We start from the raw sequence: 16,828 nt of genomic DNA, 5'->3' as shown, positions 1-16,828 counted from the left end.
TTTTTCCCTTTCCGACAAAAGGAATCCCAATGGATTATTTACAAATTGCTCGTGAAACCTTGAGCGTCGAAGAAAAAGCCCTCGGGCAATTAAACCAGAAATTAGACCGCACTTTTGCCGATGTCGTAGAATTAATTCTTTCCTGTGAAGGCCGTTTGGTGATAGGCGGCATCGGTAAATCCGGCTTGGTGGGGAAAAAAATGGTCGCCACCTTTGCTTCCACCGGCACACCAAGTTTTTTCCTACACCCAACAGAAGCTTTCCACGGCGATTTAGGCATGCTGAAACCCATTGATGTGGTGATGCTCATTTCCTACAGCGGCGAAACCGACGATGTCAACAAACTCATTCCAAGCCTAAAAAACTTCGGCAACAAAATCATTGCGCTCACTTCCAATAAAAATTCCACTTTAGCGCGTCATGCGGATTATGTGTTGGACATTAGCGTAGAGCGGGAAGTCTGCCCGAATAATCTTGCGCCGACCACCTCCGTAGTTGTTACTATGGCATTAGGCGATGCGTTGGCAGTTTGCTTAATGCGCGCCCGTGATTTCCAACCGGAGGATTTTGCAAAATTCCATCCGGGCGGCAGCTTAGGTCGCCGTTTGTTATGCCGCGTGAAAGATCAAATGCAAACCCGCTTACCGATCGCCGCCTTAGCGACCTCCTTCACCGATTGCTTAACCATTATGAATGAAGGGCGTATGGGCGTGGCGTTAGTCATGGAGCAACAGCAATTACGCGGCATCATCACCGATGGTGATATTCGTCGTGCATTAACGGCCAACGGTGCCAATACGCTTAGCAAAACCGCACAGGAATTGATGACCTCTCATCCGAAAACCATTCATCAGGATACCTATTTATCTGAAGCGGAAAATTATATGAAAGCGCACAAAATTCATTCTTTGGTTGTGGTGGATGATGCGCAAAATGTCGTGGGATTAGTGGAGTTCTCAAGCTAATGACAACAGAATTACAAGAAAAATTAAAACAGGTGAAATTTGTTATCACCGATGTGGACGGCGTATTAACGGACGGTTTACTGCACTACGATGCTAACGGCGAAGCGCTCAAAAGTTTTCATGTGCGCGATGGTTTAGGCATTCGGATGTTGATGGAAGCCAGCATTCAGGTCGCTGTGTTATCCGGACGTGATTCGGCAATTTTGCGCAAACGCATTGCCGATTTAGGCATTAAACTCGCTTTTTTAGGCAAGCTGGAAAAAGAAAGCGCCTGTTTTGAATTATGCCGCCAAGCCGGTGTTGAGCCGGAGCAAACGGCTTACATTGGCGATGACAGCGTTGATCTCCCCGCTTTCGCTGTTTGTGGACTTTCCTTCGCGGTTGCCGACGCGCCGGAATATGTCAAAAACTGTGCCGATTACACCTTAGGGTTAGGCGGTGGCAAAGGCGCCTTCCGTGAAATGTCCGATATGATTCTAAACGCCCAAGGCAAAGCCGAAATTTACAATTCAGCTCAAGGATTTTTGAAAACAGCGAAAAAGATGGCGCAGTAAAAAACGCCGTAAAAAACGACCGCACTTTTTGATTCATATCGTGGGCGGATATTAAATCCGCCCTACTTCGCTATTCATCCATTCCCACCATTCTTAAACAAAATTTTTATTTTTCTTGACTTTCAATTCTTGTACTAGTTTAATAGTGCAAAATTTATTTCATGCTTTTAAGGAAATGAGAATGTCTTCCGCTTTTATTCAAACTTTTACGCAAAACGTACCTTATCACAGCGACCCTACCGCCATTTTCGCCACATTATGTGAAAACAAACCGAATACGCTACTGTTAGAATCTGCCGAAATTTCCAGCAAAAACAGTCTGAAAAGTTTATTACTCGTTAACACGGCCATGAAAATTTCCTGTTTGGGACAAAGCGTCATTTTTCATGCGTTGACCGACAACGGTGCCACAGTGTTACCGTTAATTGCGCAAAAGCTCTCGGCACAGGTAAACGTAAAATCCCAAACAAGCACCGAACTGCAAGTGGAATTCAAACCTGTCGACAATAATGCAGACGAAGACAGCAAATTATTGGCGCACAGCATTTTCGACGGGTTGCGTTGTTTCACCGAACTTTATCAGGCAAGCTCGTTGCCGGTTTTTTTAGGCGGGTTATTCGCCTATGACTTGGTGGCAAATTTTATTCCGATGGAAAACATCACTTTGCAAGATGATGGCATTACCTGCCCTGATTATTGCTTTTATTTAGCGGAACAATTATTGGTGATTGACCATCAATTGCAACAAGCGGAATTACAAACCTTTTGTTTTGCACAAAATACGTTGGCTACGTTGCAGCAGAACGCCCAAGAGATTGCCAAAAAACTCTTGGAAATTCGACCGCACTTGAGCCTCAAATCATCTTCTACCGAAGTCGCCATTAATTTAGATGATGATAAATTCAAAAAAATTATTGAACGCCTGAAGCAGCATATTTATTGCGGCGACGTGTTCCAAATCGTGCCGTCCCGTCGTTTCTCCCTTGAATGCCCGAATACGTTGGCGACTTATCGTCAGTTAAAACAAAACAACCCAAGCCCGTATATGTTCTTTATTCAAGACGAGGATTTCACTTTGTTCGGTGCTTCACCGGAAAGTGCCTTGAAATATTCGCAAACTACCCGTCAGTTGGAGATCTATCCGATTGCCGGTTCCCGTCCGCGCGGCTTTGATGCTGACGGCAATATCGATCCCGAATTAGATTCCCGTTTGGAACTGGAATTGCGTTTGGATCATAAAGAACAGGCGGAACATTTGATGTTGGTGGATTTAGCGCGTAACGACATCGCCCGTGTGTGCGAAAGTAAAACCCGCCATGTGAAAGATTTAATGCAGGTGGATCGTTATTCGCACATTATGCATCTTGTCTCTCGCGTTGTAGGTAAACTTCGCCCTGAACTGGATGCGTTACACGCTTACCAGGCTTGTATGAACATGGGCACGCTAACCGGTGCACCGAAAATCAAAGCCATGCAGTTAATTTATCAGTTTGAACAACAAAAACGCCACAGTTACGGCGGTGCCGTAGGCTATTTACAGTCTGATGGCAATTTTGACACCTGCATCGTGATTCGCTCCGCCTTCGTGCAAAACGGCATCGCCCATGTGCAAGCCGGTTGCGGTACGGTGTTGGATTCCGACCTCCAAATGGAAGCCGACGAAACCCGTCACAAAGCCCGCGCGGTCATCAACGCCATCGTACAAACCAATAAGAAAGCGAATCAATAGGAGTGACATCATGGCAACCATTTTATTTTTAGATAACTTTGATTCCTTTACTTACAATTTGGTGGATCAATTTCGCGGATTGGGACATCAGGTTCACATTTACCGCAACGATTGCGATTTAGCCATTTTAGAAAAAAACGCCTTGGCGCAACCGGATACGATTCTTGCCCTCTCCCCCGGGCCGGGCACCCCGGATGAAGCGGGGAATATGATTCCGTTGATTAAGCGATTAATCGGCAAAGTACCGATGTTGGGCATTTGTTTGGGGCATCAAGCATTAATCGAAGCCTTCGGTGGTAAAGTCGTTCATGCGGGTGAAATTTTGCACGGCAAAGTGTCCAGAATTGAACACGACAATGAAGCCATGTTCAAAGGTTTGACCAACCCGATGCCGGTTGCGCGCTATCATTCCCTCATGGGAATTAATTTGCCCGATGAATTGATTCCGAATGCTTCTTATAATGGTATTAATATGGCAATTCGCCACCGCACTTTGCCGATTTGTAGCTTCCAATTCCACCCCGAGTCTATTTTAACGGTGCAAGGAGCACAGTTATTAGCGCAATCGGTGGAATGGTTGTTGAAACGGAATTAATAATCACGTAGCCTCGTTTCATAACTTGAACTTACAATTAAAACTTAAGACACGCGTCAGGAGACGCGCGCCATCAATAAATAAGATAAATAGGAAATACAATGATCACAGTATATGGCTTAAAACGCACCCTCTCCCCTCGCAAATCCGCTGTGGCGGAAGTGATTTATAACTGCCTGGAACTCGGTTTAGATGTTGCCAAAGGCAAGCACGCGCTTCGTTTTATTTGTTTGGAAGACGACGATTTTTACTATCCGCATACCACAAACCGCACCGACAATTACATAGTGATTGAAATCAATTTAATGCAAGGTCGTTTAGAACAAACCAAAAAGCGCTTAATCAAAATGTTGTTCAGTGAATTTGAATACAAATTAGGCATTAGCCCGTTTGACGTGGAAATCACCATCAAAGAGCAACCGGCACATTGTTGGGGCTTCCGTGGCATGACCGGCGATGAAGCGCGCGATTTGGATTACGATATTCATAAATAAGGACAAGGATGATGGAAAACCAAGCTCTATTAGAAAAACTTTATGGTGCACAAACCTTAACCGCCGCGGAAAGCGAAGCCTTATTTAACGCCATCATGTTGGGTGAGTTAAGCAATGAACAAATCTCCGCCATGTTAGTGGCACTAAAAGTGCGTGGCGAAACCATCGATGAAGTCAACGGCGCCGTATTAGCCGCCGTTAAAAATGCCAAACCGTTTCCAACACCCGACTACCCCTTTGCCGACATCGTCGGCACAGGTGGTGACAGCGCCAATACTATCAATATTTCTACGGCGTCCGCTATTGTCGCAGCCGCTTGTGGTGCCAAAGTAGCAAAACACGGCAACCGTAGTGTTTCCAGTAAAACAGGTTCAAGCGATTTATTAACCGCATTGGGTGTCAATATCGCTATGTCAACAGAACACGCCCGTAAAGCATTGGACGACATTGGCATCAGCTTCTTGTTTGCACAGCAATATCACCCGGGTTTCAAATATGTCGTGCCTGTACGCCAAGCCTTAAAAACCCGTACGCTCTTTAATATTCTCGGTCCGCTTATTAATCCTGCTCGTCCAAAACGTCAATTGCTTGGCGTTTATTCTCCCGAACTGATTGATATTTACGCCAAAACCGTTGCCCAATTAGGTCACGAACACACGATTATTGTGCACGGCAGTGGCTTAGACGAAGTGGCAATTCATGGCGCTACAGAAGTGGCGGAAGTGCGTAACGGCGAGATTGAACGTTATACCTTAACACCGCAAGATTTTGGCTTCCAAGTCAAACCGTTGGAAAGTTTGCGCGGTGGTGAACCGACAGAAAATGCGCAAATGATTACCGCACTTTTACAAGGCAAAGGCAAAACGGAACACAACCAAGCCGTTGCCATGAACACCGCACTATTATTAAAACTGTTCGGACAAGAAGACATTAAACAAAATGCACAACGGGTATTGGATGCGATTGCACAAGGCAAACCGTTTGAAACTTTACAGAAATTAACAACTTATTAATTTAAAGACCCGTTTTCAAAAATAAGACATAAACATGATCACACAAGACTTTTCCAAACCACTTGAAACCGCCACGGTGTTACAAAAAATCGTGCTCGATAAAGCCGAATGGGTAAAAAACAAAGAAGCGGAATTTCCGTTAAGTGAATTTGAAAAAAACATTCAAAAATCCGACCGCTCTTTTTATGATGCGTTAGCAAAAGGCACGCACCAAAAACCGGCGTACATTTTAGAATGTAAAAAAGCCTCGCCTTCCAAGGGGGTGATTCGTAGCGAATTTAAACCGACAGAAATTGCGCAGATCTATAAAAACTATGCCAATGCGATTTCTGTGCTGACAGATGAAAAATACTTCCAGGGCGATTTTGCCTATATCAAACAAGTTCGCGACGTTGTCACACAACCAGTGCTATGTAAAGACTTTATGATCAGCGAATACCAGGTTTATTTGGCGCGTTTTTACCAAGCCGATGCTATTTTACTTATGCTTTCAGTGGTGAACGACGAGACTTATCGAATCTTAGCCGATTTAGCGCATTCTCTCGGCATGGGCGTGTTGACCGAAACCAGTAACGAAGAAGAATTTGAACGCGCCTTGGTGTTAAGCGCGAAAATTATCGGTGTGAATAATCGCAATTTGCATGATTTAAGCGTGGATTTAAACCGCGTGGTGGCATTAACCACCCGATATGCCGACCGCATTCCTGCCGATGTGCGAATCATCAGCGAATCAGGCATTTACCATTATCAACAAGTACGCGAATTGCAACACGTTGCCCACGGCTTCTTAATTGGCAGCAGTTTAATGGGCAGTCCCGACTTAAACAACGCCGTGCGTGAAGTCATTTTTGGCGAAAACAAAGTGTGCGGTTTAACCCGTGCGCAAGACGTAAAAACCGTTTACGAAAGCGGCGCATTGTACGGTGGGCTGATTTTTGTCGAAAATTCCAAACGTTGTGTCAGTTTACGCCAAGCCCAAGAATTGGTGACGGCCGCACCACTTCGTTTTGTGGGCGTGTTTCAAAATCAAGACATCGATTTTATCGTGAAAATCGCGCAGCAGTTACAGCTCTATGCCGTTCAGTTGCACGGCGATGAAACACCGGAATTTATCACCGCACTTCGCGCCGAATTGCCTAAAAATATTCGCATTTGGAAAGCCATTTCCGTAGATGTAACCCATAAAAGTGCGGTGGTTTTTGACGACGTTTCTGAGATTGATCGTTTTATTTTCGATAGCAAGTCAGGCGCACAAAAAGGCGGTACGGGTGAGGCTTTCGATTGGTCGCTGATTCCTGCGCAACTAAAACATAAAATCCTTTTAGCCGGAGGCATCAATCCAAACAATATTGACGCGGCATTAGCACAACATTGTGTTGGTGTTGATCTGAATTCAGGCGTGGAAAGTGCTCCAGGTGTGAAAGATGCCGAAAAAGTGCGGTCGGTTTTTAAGGCAATTTTGTAAAATCGGCAAACTTTAATAAGCATGAGCCACTTTTCAATTCATATCATCCTCAATCAGGAGATTTTATGAAAAAACTTTTTAATTTTTTAATCACGTTTATTCATCCGCATCCTTGCATGTTGGTGATATTTTTTGTTGTGGCCACATTGATGTTCAGCAGTGATCTTATCAGTATTGTAAAAGATGATATCCCTTTAGAAAATTATCTAGAAACTAAAATTTATCACAATGTTAACGTAACAGTAGAAAAAGAAAAAATTTCAGGCAATTTAAATCAATATATTCAAACTAAAAATATAAGCGACCGATGCTATATCGAATATTGCGGTTTTTCCCATGCCGGAAACTTTCAATTATCCAGCATTGAATTCATTCAGGTAGAAAGACATTCTTTCTTAAACAAAAGCTGTTTAGATGCCGAGGAAAAACATTGCTTTCGTAATGTTTCCGAAGCTTATGTTGAACAGGTCACAAAACAAGCACAACAAAAGCATAAAAGAGGCGGAATTTTATGGTTAATCTATGGTGCTGTCGCTTTGATTTTCCTCCTCCTACTAGGAAGAAAACATCGATTACCAGACGAATATAAAATATAGCCACTGATAAAATATAACATTCATCACATAAAAAGTACGCATCTCCAGACGCGTGCTTTTCTTTTCCACTCATTATTCTTATAAATACGTTTACGCCAATCTGCCGTTCTATACCTGTTTATAGTTATAATAATTTAACAAATGAGAATAACTCTCAATTAATCTATAAAAACAAAAGGTTACATCTTATATTCGGATAAAAAATAGGGATATTCTTGATGACGATCAAATAAATTCCCATCATCAAGGCATATCATATTCCAATAACCATACGAACAACGTGCCAATTGGAGTGATGATATGCAAAGAAGCGATGGATTATTTTCTGCCTTAGCCGATGTTTCCCGCCGGGATTTCATGAAATTATGTACCGCACTTGCGGCAACAATGGGGCTAAGTAGCAAAGCCGGTGCGGAAATGACAGAAGCATTAACTGCGCCCGCTCGTCCGCCGGTGTTATGGATTGGTGCACAAGAATGCACCGGATGTACGGAATCTCTGCTACGTGCCAATCACCCGACGGTGGAAAATTTAGTCTTAGAAATGATTTCCTTGGAATACCACGAAACCCTTTCTGCGGCTTTTGGCGAACAAGCTGAAGATAATAAACACAACGCCATGAAGAAATATTACGGCAAATATGTTTTAGTCGTAGATGGCTCCATTCCGGTGAAAGACGGCGGCGTTTACTGCATGGTGGCAGGCAAACCAATTGTGGAACACATTCAAGAAGCCGCCAAAGGCGCCGCTGCCATTATTGCCATTGGTTCTTGTGCCGCGTGGGGCGGCGTACCTTCCAGCGGTGGCAACCCAACCGGTGCAAGCAGCTTATCTGACGTATTACCAAAAGGCACGCCGGTTATTAATATTCCGGGCTGTCCACCAAATCCACATAACTTCCTTGCGACCGTCGCTTACATTCTGACTTATAAGAAACTGCCGGCAATGGACAAACTTAACCGTCCGTTATTCGCTTACGATCGCTTAATTCACGAAAACTGCTATCGCCGACCGCACTTTGATGCCGGACGCTTTGCTAAAGAATACGGTGATTACGGCCATCGTCACGGCTGGTGTTTATATCATCTCGGTTGCAAAGGGCCGGAAACTTACGGCAACTGCTCTACCTTAGAATTTTGTGATGTCGGCGGCAATAACTGGCCTGTGGGTATCGGGCACCCTTGCTATGGCTGTAATGAAAAAGGCGTAGGCTTTACTAAAGGCATTTTCCAATTATCCAGCGTGGAAAATCCAACCCCTCGGGTGGAAAAACCTGATGTCAATAATGCGGAAGGTTCAAGTGCCAGCATGACGGCAATCGGTTTATTAGGCGGTGCGGCGGCAATTTTGGCCGGCGTCAGCGTTGTCACCTTGCGGGAACTTAGTATTCAGCACAAAGCCCGCGCTGCCGTCAAAGTTGCAGAAAAAGCAGAGAAAAAACAAACAGGTAAATCAAATGGATAGACGCAATTTTTTAAAAGCAGGTTTGCTTGGTGGCGTTGCGGTAGGTTTGCCTGTCAGTAAAACGCAGGCAAGCGAAAATTTACCGCCAATTCCGACCGCACTTGGCATGCTGTACGACTCTACCCTTTGTGTAGGTTGCCAAGCTTGTGTGGCGGAATGTCAGCAAGTCAATAAAACCGCAGTGAATCCTAAAGGCGAACAAACCTGGTCAAACAACGACAAACTTACACCGTTCACCCGCAATATCATTCAAGTTTGGTCGGATGGTGACGGCAAAAATAAAGACCAAACAGACAACGGCTATGCTTACGTGAAAAAGCAATGTATGCACTGCGTTGACCCGAACTGTGTTGCCGTTTGCCCGGTTCAGGCGCTCACCAAAGACCCGAAAACCGGTATTGTGAAATACGACCCCGACATTTGCACGGGCTGTCGTTACTGCATGGTAGGTTGTCCTTTTGACGTGCCAAAATACGATTACGACAACCCGTTCGGTGAAATCAGCAAATGTGAGCTTTGCAATCAAAAAGGTTTGGAGCGCATCGACAAAGGCGAACTGCCGGGCTGTTGTCATGTTTGCCCAACCGGTGCCATTATTTTTGGTACCCGTGAAGAGTTATTGGCGGAAGCCAAACGTCGTTTACATTTAATTCGCGGTACGGAATATGACTATCCGCGCCAACATGTCAACAGCACCGACAAATATCGCGCTACCGTGCCGGCGTATCAATATCACATTTACGGCGAAACGGAAGGCGGTGGTACACAAGTGTTAGCCTTAAGTGGCGTACCTTTTGAAAATCTCGGCTTACCGCCACTAGATGAAGTTGCCACGGGAACCCGGGCAGCGCATTTACAACATTTTCTCTATCGCGGTTTGGCATTGCCATTAGTGGCGCTTGCAGGTTTAACCTTTATGACTTACAAAAATATGCATGGCGATAAAATTGCCGAGCGTATTGCAGCCCAAAAAGAAGCAATGCGTCAGGCTCGTAAAGAAATCGAAGAAGCGGAGGATGATGATCATGAGTAATCCACGTCCGGTGGGCGGTCGTTTAATTTCCGCCGCTATTCTCTTTTTTGCCCCCCTTGCCGTACTTTGTATTTTATTGATTGTAAAACGGTTGGTGTTCGGGATTGGTTCCGTCACCGCTCTTAACGGCGGTTATCCTTGGGGGTTATGGATTGCCTTTGACTTGCTCGTCGGCACAGGATTTGCCTGTGGTGGTTGGGCTCTGGCTTGGGCAGTATATATTTTTAATAACGGAAAATATCACGCTCTCGTGCGTCCTGCCCTGCTTGCCAGTTTATTCGGCTATTCCCTCGGCGGTTTATCTATCACCATTGATATGGGGCGTTATTGGCACTTGCCGTATTTCTACGTTCCGGGACAGTTCAACACCAATTCCGTGCTGTTTGAAACGGCGTTTTGTATGACCGTGTATATCATTGTGGTGACCTTGGAGTTTGCCCCGGTATGGCTCGGTTTCCTCGGCTTGAAAAAATGGTTTAATAAACTCAATAAAATCATGTTTTTCATTATTGCCTTGGGTGCCTTGTTGCCGATGATGCACCAATCTTCCATGGGTTCTTTAATGATTGTGGCAGGTCATAAAGTGCATCCGGTATGGCAAAGTTATGAAGTCTTACCGATTCTCTCCTTGCTTACTGCTTTCATTATGGGCTTCTCTATCGTCATCTTTGAAGGTTCCTTAGTGAAAGCCGGTCTTGCAGGAAAAACACCTGACGAACGTCATTTATTCACTCAATTGGCACGAGTTACTGCAGGCTTAATCTTCTGTTTCCTTGTGGTACGTTTCGGCGAATTGATTTATCACGATAAACTACAACTGGTGTTCGGTTTTGACAAACTAACCAAATTTGAAGCGTGGATGTTCTGGATGGAAGTTTGGCTAATGGTTTTACCATTGTTAACCCTCTTCCTCGGTGAGAAAAAATCCGACTCCCGTTGGTTGTTTATTTCGGCACTTAGCATGTTACTCGGCGCCGCATTATGGCGGATGAACTACTCGCTTATCATGTATAACCCGGGCAACGGCTATCAATATTTCCCATCAGCGGAAGAATTGTTGATCTCAATCGGTTTCGTGTCCATTGAGGTTTGTGCCTATATTTTAATCATTCGTCTGTTCCCGGTCTTGCCGGTCTTTAAAGAAAAGCACACAGAAGAATCAGAAAAAATCATTGCCGAAAAAGCGGCATTCAGTAAAAAACTTAGCGGAGCAGAATAATGTCAGAAAAAAAACGTATCTCAATTGACCCGATTACCCGTATTGAGGGTCATTTACGTATTGATTGCGAAATTGAAAACGGCGTCGTCACCAATGCTTGGTCCTCCGGTACGATGTGGCGTGGTATGGAAAATATTGTGAAAGGCGCGGATCCGCGTGATGCGTGGATGATTATGCAACGCATTTGTGGCGTATGCACTACCACGCACGCCATTGTCAGTGTGCGTGCTGTAGAAGATGCCATCGGTGCTAAGGTGCCGGTGAACGCACAATATATTCGTAACATGATTCTTGCGGCGCACACGATTCACGACCATATTGTACATTTCTATCAACTCTCCGCCATGGACTGGGTGGATATCACCGCCGCTCTGAAAGCAGATCCTGAAAAAGCAGCAGATATGCTAAAAGGCGTTTCCACATGGTCGTTAAATAGCGCCAATGAATTCCGCAATGTACAGAAAAAAATTCAGGCATTGGTAGATAGCGGACAGCTCGGTATTTTCGCTAACGGTTATTTCGGTCATGCTGCAATGAAACTGTCGCCGGAAGTCAACCTCATTGCTGTGGCGCACTATTTGCAAGCCCTTGAATGCCAACGTGATGCAAACCGTGTCGTGGCATTGCTCGGCAGTAAAACACCGCACATCCAAAACTTGGCTATCGGTGGCGTGGCGAACCCAATTAATTTGGATTCCCAAGCCGTGCTTAATCATGAACGTCTCATGTTCGTGAAAGCTTGCATTGATCGCTTAGGCGATTTTATCAACCAAGTTTATAAAATCGATGCTGCCGTATTTGCGGCTTTCTATCCGGAATGGCTCAGTCTTGGCAAAACGTCCGGTAACTACTTAGCCGTGCCGGAATATCCAATTGATGCGGATAATTCTAAATTTGTGTTGAAAGGCGGTTATGTTGAAAACAGCGATTTATCCACTTTCCGCGCCATTGACAACCAAAAAGACGAGTTCGTCGTAAAAGGCATTAAAGAAAGCGGTAAACACGCTTGGTATGAAGACGACGAACCGCTCGAACCTTGGGTGGGTTTAACCCGTCCGAAATACACCGGTTGGCAAGATGACGGCAAATATTCTTGGGTAAAAGCGCCGACCTTCTACGGCAAAGTGGTAGAAGTCGGTCCGCTCGCCTATTTAATTTGCGGCTTGGCAGCGAATGACAAACCAACCATTACCCATTTCAACGAATTAAAAGGCATTTATGAAAAATTGACCGGTAATACCTTAACTACCGACCAATTACACTCCACCCTTGGACGCATTATCGGTCGTACCGTCCATTGCTGTGCGCTAAATGACATTCTAGGTACACAATGGCAAATGCTCATTGATAACATCGCCAAAGGCGACACTACCGCTTATATCAAAACCGATATCCCGGCAAGCGGTGAATTCCGTGGTGTCGGTTTCGGTGAAGTACCACGCGGTATGCTTTCTCACTGGGTTGTTATTAAAGATGGCCGTATTGAAAACTACCAAGCGGTTGTACCATCCACGTGGAACGCAGGTCCGCGTAACGAACAAGACCAAATGGGGCCTTACGAGCTTTCCATTATCGGTACACCGGTGGCGGATCCGACTAAGCCGTTAGAAGTGGTTAGAACTATTCACTCTTTCGACCCTTGTATGTCCTGCGCCGTGCACGTTGTTAACACAGAAAACGGCGATGTGACTGAAGTGAAGGTATTGTAATGAAGCCGTTAATTCTTGGTGTCGGCAATATTTTGTTAAGCGATGAAGGCGTGGGGGTGCGTGTTGTACAGGAGCTTGAAAAACGCCCTGAAATTCAACCGCACTTTGATGTCATCGACGGCGGTACTTGTGGCATGGAATTACTGGATGCGATGGCCAATCGCGAGCATTTGATTATTGTCGATGCCGTGCTTGCTAATAAACAACCGGGAGAAATTGTCGTGTTGCATGACGATCAAGTGCCAACCTTTTTCTCCCGCAAAATTTCGCCACACCAACTCGGCATTTGTGATGTGCTTTCCGCCATGAAATTAACGGATGAATTCCCAAAACACCTTTGCCTTATCGGCATCCAACCGGAATCGCTAGAATCCGGAATCGGTTTGACGGAAACAATACAAAAAGCATTACCGAAGGTTTTTGCAACCTTGAATCAAGTGATTGCTGAATATGGTTTGAATCTAGACTCCCCTCTTTAGAAAAGAGGGTAATTAATAGAGACAAGAGTTAAATCTCCCCTAACCCCTCTTTACGAAAGAGGGGAACTTTCTTTAAGATTTCACCTGCTATGCTTTAATCTTATTAATATTGAAAAATAAACCATGTATCGACACGAAAAAACATCTGAAAATTCGACCGCACTTTTAACTCAAATTGACGGTTTTGAAGAAAATCCGACGGATATTTTTCTTACCGAAATGCAAAACATTGTGCCTGAAATGCAAGATCTGCCGTTCTACCACAAAGGTATTGAATGCTTCTGCCCTAAGTTTGTTTTATTTGAAGAACAATGGATCGGCACGGTATTAGCACCGTGGATGATTAGCGTTGTCATTCTGCCCGGCCCTCAACAACAATGGGAACCGCGTGAATTAGGCGATAAACTCACCGTACAACTGCCCTACAAAGCGCTAACCTTCACCGTCAGTGGTGTTGAAAACGTCCCGCAATATTTAAGCTGTTCTTTACACTCACCCCTTGACCCGAATCTTACCAACGAACAAGCCGTTCAACTCACGCAAGATTGTTTGCGCATGGTTTTATCCATGCCGACAAAACAGCCAACATTTGATCCAGATCGCCGAAACCTGTTTAAGGCCATGATAAAATAGACGTAATTTTCAAATGGAGTGAAAGAATTATGTGTTTAGGAGTTCCCGGTCAAATCGTTCAAATCGGTGACAGTGCTCTACAACTCGCCACTGTGGATGTCTGCGGCGTACAACGCCAAGTCAACATTTCCCTTATTTGCGATAGCGACCCGCAATCCCTTCTCGGTAAATGGGTTCTCATCCACGTCGGCTTCGCCATGAGCATTATCGACGAAGAAGAAGCCAAACAAACCCAAGAAGCCCTACTTGCCATGAGCCAGTTGGAACATGAAGTGGGGGATTTTTTAGGGTTGAATCAGGGGTGATTTAAAGGAAAGTGCGGTCGGAATTTTGAGTGTTTTTTAGAAAAATGGTTGGGAATTTGACCGCACTTTTTAATTGAATAGGCAAACAAAAAAGCATTTCTAATTAAAGAAATGCTTTTTGTTTACTTACTGATTTCTACAACTTTTGCACCAACTTTGATTTGTTGCAGTACCAGGACTTGTTGTTCTATATCCAAATTTTTCTTGTAACTCTTGCGCTGTACGAGCAACCGTACCACATTTAGGACAAGTATGTGGAAGATGGATTGAACCTGACATATTTACTCCTTATTAGTATATTTTGTTATTTTCTTTTCAAAGGTTTCTCCATTATTAACTACCTTATGGAGTTTTTCTCTTTGCTCATCGTTTAAGTTTCTATCATATTTATTTAAAGTATTTTTAGCCATCTCTGGAGCCACTTCAGTAATAATAAGAATTCCAACATTTGCTACTGCTTTTAAAGTCATTGCACCTAATGCTCCTAATTTAGTTACTACTGAATCAGAAGATAAATTTCTAAGTTCCTTTTGATATTTAAAATACTTTGACATAATGGTTCCTCTATATTATTACTTAAAAATAATGAAATACTTTTATATCTTATGATAACTAACCATATGTTAGGCTCTTGATTATATATTGTTGTTTTTTTGTGCAATTAAAATTTATTTTGAATTATTCTTGTACTCAACAAATATCTTCCCCCCGCTGGCGCAAGCATCTTCCGCTTGTGCCTTTTTATTTCCACGAATCTAAATTTTCAGCACAAGTGTGGACGCTTGCGCTATCATATTAAAATTCTAACCGATAGCGCGCGTCTCCCGACCACAGCTGTTCGAAACCTGAGAAAAAGGTAAAATCACCTTATTAACAGAGAGTGAGGTGAGCGATGAAACTCAGAGAAATCTTAAGCTATATTCCGAAAGAACAGTTAAGAATGTTTGCATTGGAATATCAAGTTGACCGTCAAGTGAAAAAATTAAGCGGTGAAGTCATGTTTTATTTACTGCTATTTTCATCATTAAATGTACGACATAACAGCTTAAGAACATTAGAGCAATTTTACAGTTCCCCAACCTTTACCGGATTATTTGATAAACCGATAAAGCATGCAAAATATAATTCGATTAGCGACCGATTAAGAACCATTAATGCGGATTATTTTAAAGCAATTTTCGACTCGGTATTAAGTCGATATAGTGATAGTTATTTAAAACCGAAAGATAACATTATCGCTTTTGATTCCACAATCGTGACGCTGTCAAGTAAGTTATTAAAAACGGGAATGAAAGTAGGGAGCTATCAGGGTGTAAACGGAATCAAGTTCAGTGTGGCGTTTTCTAGCGTACCGGTAAACTCAAAACTGTTTACGCAACGGGTTTATTCCTCGGAAGATGTTGCGCTCAAAGAGCTAATTGTGGAATGTCCGTTGAGCCGGGATAATATCTTATTGTTTGATATGGGAATTCAGTCAAGAAATACGTTTGATGAATTTACCGATAAACATTTTACCTTTGTGACCCGGATTCGTGAGATAGCGCGTTATCGGGTCATGAGTGAAAATCCGATAGAAATCCGGGAGACGGCAAGTATGGTTATACAATCGGATTATAATGTCAGATTATTTAATAAGGAAAATAAAGAAACCCGGCATATTTTTCGATTAATTATCGCGAGATTAAAAGAGAAGGATGAAGAGATTTATTTTCTGACAAATCATGTAAATTATTCGGCAACGGAGGTGGCTGAGTTATATAAGAGACGTTGGGAAATCGAAGTTTTTTTCAAATTTATTAAGCAACATTTAGACTTTAGCCATTTACTTTCACGTAATGAAAACGGCATGAAAGTGGAAATGTATATGACGTTAATTACGGCGATTTTATTAATTGTTTATAAGAAAGAGAACGGTTTATCCGGTTATAAGATGGCGAAGTTAAGATTAGCCATTGAAATTGAAAGCCTTTTAATTAAAGAGATAGTTTTAATTTGTGGCGGAGACCCAAGCGGTGTTGACCTTCTTTGGGTTCCAAGTTAAGGTTTCGAACAGCTGTTGTCTCCCGACGCGTGCTTGTCCCCTTAATTTGTATAAGGCACGCGTGTCAGGAAACGCGCGCCATCAATGCACTCTTGATAATATTTAGCCCACGTAAAAAACATCTTAAAAATCCACCGCACTTTCCCTTCTCTCACGTTCCCATCTACCCAAATTATGATCTTTATCACGGTTTTACTAAAACGAATCCATTAGAATAAAATCTTCTCGTTTTTCAAACAAATAAGGAAGCAAATGATGAGTCCCACAGAGCTTATGGGTGAAGGAATTAATCTGATGTTTTCAGGGATGGGTTTTGTGTTGGTCTTTTTGCTCATTTTAATTTGGGCAATTGGGCTGATGTCTAAACTTATCAACCGATTTTTTCCCGAACCCCAACCTGCACTAAAAACTTCCCCAAATTCCACCGCACTCCCTGCGGCACCTACCGACGATTTTGAGCGTTTGCGCCCTGTGATTGCAGCGGCTATCGCGCACCATCGCCGTACCCAACAGTTCAAATAAAATAAGGATTTT

General features: G+C 43.5%; 18 protein-coding genes. 17 read left to right on the top strand and 1 reads right to left on the bottom strand.

What is annotated here, in order from left to right; genetic code table 11:
* Positions 1 to 29: 29 nt before the first annotated feature.
* The 15 genes from DK428_RS00690 to hybG all read left to right on the top strand — a co-directional run bounded on the left by DK428_RS00690 (position 30) and on the right by hybG (position 14,253).
* Positions 30 to 965: a KpsF/GutQ family sugar isomerase gene (locus tag DK428_RS00690; RefSeq protein WP_109064034.1), complete on the top strand. Its 936-nt coding sequence runs from the start codon at positions 30 to 32 to the stop codon at positions 963 to 965.
* Complete coding sequence (locus tag DK428_RS00685; RefSeq protein ID WP_109064033.1) at positions 965 to 1,519, top strand: KdsC family phosphatase; 555 nt, start codon at positions 965 to 967, stop codon at positions 1,517 to 1,519. The genes DK428_RS00690 and DK428_RS00685 overlap by 1 nt, the downstream gene beginning before the upstream one ends.
* Before the next feature lie 181 nt (positions 1,520 to 1,700).
* Positions 1,701 to 3,248 (top strand): anthranilate synthase component I, encoded by a 1,548-nt coding sequence (gene trpE / locus DK428_RS00680; protein WP_109064032.1) that lies wholly within the window; start codon positions 1,701 to 1,703, stop codon positions 3,246 to 3,248.
* A gap of 10 nt (positions 3,249 to 3,258) precedes the next feature.
* On the top strand, positions 3,259 to 3,843 hold the full coding sequence (locus DK428_RS00675) for an aminodeoxychorismate/anthranilate synthase component II (RefSeq protein ID WP_012771484.1): 585 nt from the start codon (positions 3,259 to 3,261) through the stop codon (positions 3,841 to 3,843).
* 101 nt (positions 3,844 to 3,944) lie between these two features.
* Positions 3,945 to 4,337 (top strand): tautomerase family protein, encoded by a 393-nt coding sequence (locus DK428_RS00670; RefSeq protein WP_109064031.1) that lies wholly within the window; start codon positions 3,945 to 3,947, stop codon positions 4,335 to 4,337.
* A gap of 11 nt (positions 4,338 to 4,348) precedes the next feature.
* Positions 4,349 to 5,350 (top strand): anthranilate phosphoribosyltransferase, encoded by a 1,002-nt coding sequence (trpD, locus tag DK428_RS00665; protein WP_109064134.1) that lies wholly within the window; start codon positions 4,349 to 4,351, stop codon positions 5,348 to 5,350.
* Positions 5,351 to 5,384: 34 nt separating this feature from the next.
* On the top strand, positions 5,385 to 6,815 hold the full coding sequence (gene trpCF / locus DK428_RS00660; RefSeq protein WP_109064030.1) for a bifunctional indole-3-glycerol-phosphate synthase TrpC/phosphoribosylanthranilate isomerase TrpF: 1,431 nt from the start codon (positions 5,385 to 5,387) through the stop codon (positions 6,813 to 6,815).
* 65 nt (positions 6,816 to 6,880) lie between these two features.
* On the top strand, positions 6,881 to 7,411 hold the full coding sequence (locus DK428_RS00655; RefSeq protein ID WP_109064029.1) for a hypothetical protein: 531 nt from the start codon (positions 6,881 to 6,883) through the stop codon (positions 7,409 to 7,411).
* A 300-nt stretch (positions 7,412 to 7,711) separates the two neighbouring features.
* Entirely contained in the window at positions 7,712 to 8,875 is a 1,164-nt protein-coding gene (gene hybO, locus DK428_RS00650) for a hydrogenase 2 small subunit (RefSeq protein ID WP_109064028.1), read from the top strand.
* Positions 8,868 to 9,908: a hydrogenase 2 operon protein HybA gene (gene hybA / locus DK428_RS00645; protein WP_109064027.1), complete on the top strand. Its 1,041-nt coding sequence runs from the start codon at positions 8,868 to 8,870 to the stop codon at positions 9,906 to 9,908. Before hybO ends, hybA begins: the two co-directional genes overlap by 8 nt.
* Entirely contained in the window at positions 9,901 to 11,127 is a 1,227-nt protein-coding gene (hybB, locus tag DK428_RS00640) for a Ni/Fe-hydrogenase cytochrome b subunit (RefSeq protein WP_005700515.1), read from the top strand. The genes hybA and hybB overlap by 8 nt, the downstream gene beginning before the upstream one ends.
* On the top strand, positions 11,127 to 12,836 hold the full coding sequence (gene hybC, locus DK428_RS00635; protein WP_109064026.1) for a hydrogenase 2 large subunit: 1,710 nt from the start codon (positions 11,127 to 11,129) through the stop codon (positions 12,834 to 12,836). Before hybB ends, hybC begins: the two co-directional genes overlap by 1 nt.
* Positions 12,836 to 13,315 carry a HyaD/HybD family hydrogenase maturation endopeptidase gene (locus DK428_RS00630; RefSeq protein WP_109064025.1) on the top strand — a complete coding sequence of 160 codons (480 nt, stop codon included), beginning with the start codon at positions 12,836 to 12,838 and terminating at the stop codon, positions 13,313 to 13,315. The genes hybC and DK428_RS00630 overlap by 1 nt, the downstream gene beginning before the upstream one ends.
* A 123-nt stretch (positions 13,316 to 13,438) precedes the next feature.
* Positions 13,439 to 13,948, top strand: coding sequence for a hydrogenase-2 assembly chaperone (gene hybE / locus DK428_RS00625; RefSeq protein ID WP_109064024.1), 510 nt, complete (start codon positions 13,439 to 13,441; stop codon positions 13,946 to 13,948).
* A gap of 29 nt (positions 13,949 to 13,977) precedes the next feature.
* The gene (gene hybG, locus DK428_RS00620; protein ID WP_109064023.1) at positions 13,978 to 14,253 is read left to right on the top strand and encodes a hydrogenase maturation factor HybG; all 276 of its coding nucleotides are present in this window, start codon (positions 13,978 to 13,980) and stop codon (positions 14,251 to 14,253) included.
* 281 nt (positions 14,254 to 14,534) lie between these two features.
* Here the strand turns inward: hybG and DK428_RS00615 are convergent, their stop codons facing one another.
* Complete coding sequence (locus tag DK428_RS00615) at positions 14,535 to 14,807, bottom strand: hypothetical protein (protein WP_109064022.1); 273 nt, start codon at positions 14,805 to 14,807, stop codon at positions 14,535 to 14,537.
* A gap of 338 nt (positions 14,808 to 15,145) precedes the next feature.
* Between DK428_RS00615 and DK428_RS00610 the strand changes: the two genes are divergently transcribed.
* The gene (locus tag DK428_RS00610; RefSeq protein ID WP_109064021.1) at positions 15,146 to 16,294 is read left to right on the top strand and encodes an IS4 family transposase; all 1,149 of its coding nucleotides are present in this window, start codon (positions 15,146 to 15,148) and stop codon (positions 16,292 to 16,294) included.
* Between the two features lie 255 nt (positions 16,295 to 16,549).
* Entirely contained in the window at positions 16,550 to 16,816 is a 267-nt protein-coding gene (locus DK428_RS00600; protein WP_083015457.1) for an oxaloacetate decarboxylase subunit gamma, read from the top strand.
* Positions 16,817 to 16,828: the final 12 nt, after the last annotated feature.

It is taken from the genome of Aggregatibacter kilianii (assembly GCF_003130255.1).
Taxonomy (GTDB): domain Bacteria; phylum Pseudomonadota; class Gammaproteobacteria; order Enterobacterales; family Pasteurellaceae; genus Aggregatibacter; species Aggregatibacter kilianii.
This window is presented reverse-complemented; position numbering and strand designations above follow the sequence as displayed.

What these genes read in the sequence shown, in the direction of transcription:
- DK428_RS00690 (WP_109064034.1), top strand. Translation starts at nt 30, where the DNA reads ATGGATTATTTACAAATTGCTCGTGAAACCTTGAGCGTCGAAGAAAAA.
- DK428_RS00685 (WP_109064033.1), top strand. Translation starts at nt 965, where the DNA reads ATGACAACAGAATTACAAGAAAAATTAAAACAGGTGAAATTTGTTATC.
- trpE (WP_109064032.1), top strand. Translation starts at nt 1,701, where the DNA reads ATGTCTTCCGCTTTTATTCAAACTTTTACGCAAAACGTACCTTATCAC.
- DK428_RS00675 (WP_012771484.1), top strand. Translation starts at nt 3,259, where the DNA reads ATGGCAACCATTTTATTTTTAGATAACTTTGATTCCTTTACTTACAAT.
- DK428_RS00670 (WP_109064031.1), top strand. Translation starts at nt 3,945, where the DNA reads ATGATCACAGTATATGGCTTAAAACGCACCCTCTCCCCTCGCAAATCC.
- trpD (WP_109064134.1), top strand. Translation starts at nt 4,349, where the DNA reads ATGGAAAACCAAGCTCTATTAGAAAAACTTTATGGTGCACAAACCTTA.
- trpCF (WP_109064030.1), top strand. Translation starts at nt 5,385, where the DNA reads ATGATCACACAAGACTTTTCCAAACCACTTGAAACCGCCACGGTGTTA.
- DK428_RS00655 (WP_109064029.1), top strand. Translation starts at nt 6,881, where the DNA reads ATGAAAAAACTTTTTAATTTTTTAATCACGTTTATTCATCCGCATCCT.
- hybO (WP_109064028.1), top strand. Translation starts at nt 7,712, where the DNA reads ATGCAAAGAAGCGATGGATTATTTTCTGCCTTAGCCGATGTTTCCCGC.
- hybA (WP_109064027.1), top strand. Translation starts at nt 8,868, where the DNA reads ATGGATAGACGCAATTTTTTAAAAGCAGGTTTGCTTGGTGGCGTTGCG.
- hybB (WP_005700515.1), top strand. Translation starts at nt 9,901, where the DNA reads ATGAGTAATCCACGTCCGGTGGGCGGTCGTTTAATTTCCGCCGCTATT.
- hybC (WP_109064026.1), top strand. Translation starts at nt 11,127, where the DNA reads ATGTCAGAAAAAAAACGTATCTCAATTGACCCGATTACCCGTATTGAG.
- DK428_RS00630 (WP_109064025.1), top strand. Translation starts at nt 12,836, where the DNA reads ATGAAGCCGTTAATTCTTGGTGTCGGCAATATTTTGTTAAGCGATGAA.
- hybE (WP_109064024.1), top strand. Translation starts at nt 13,439, where the DNA reads ATGTATCGACACGAAAAAACATCTGAAAATTCGACCGCACTTTTAACT.
- hybG (WP_109064023.1), top strand. Translation starts at nt 13,978, where the DNA reads ATGTGTTTAGGAGTTCCCGGTCAAATCGTTCAAATCGGTGACAGTGCT.
- DK428_RS00615 (WP_109064022.1), bottom strand. Translation starts at nt 14,807, where the DNA reads ATGTCAAAGTATTTTAAATATCAAAAGGAACTTAGAAATTTATCTTCT.
- DK428_RS00610 (WP_109064021.1), top strand. Translation starts at nt 15,146, where the DNA reads ATGAAACTCAGAGAAATCTTAAGCTATATTCCGAAAGAACAGTTAAGA.
- DK428_RS00600 (WP_083015457.1), top strand. Translation starts at nt 16,550, where the DNA reads ATGAGTCCCACAGAGCTTATGGGTGAAGGAATTAATCTGATGTTTTCA.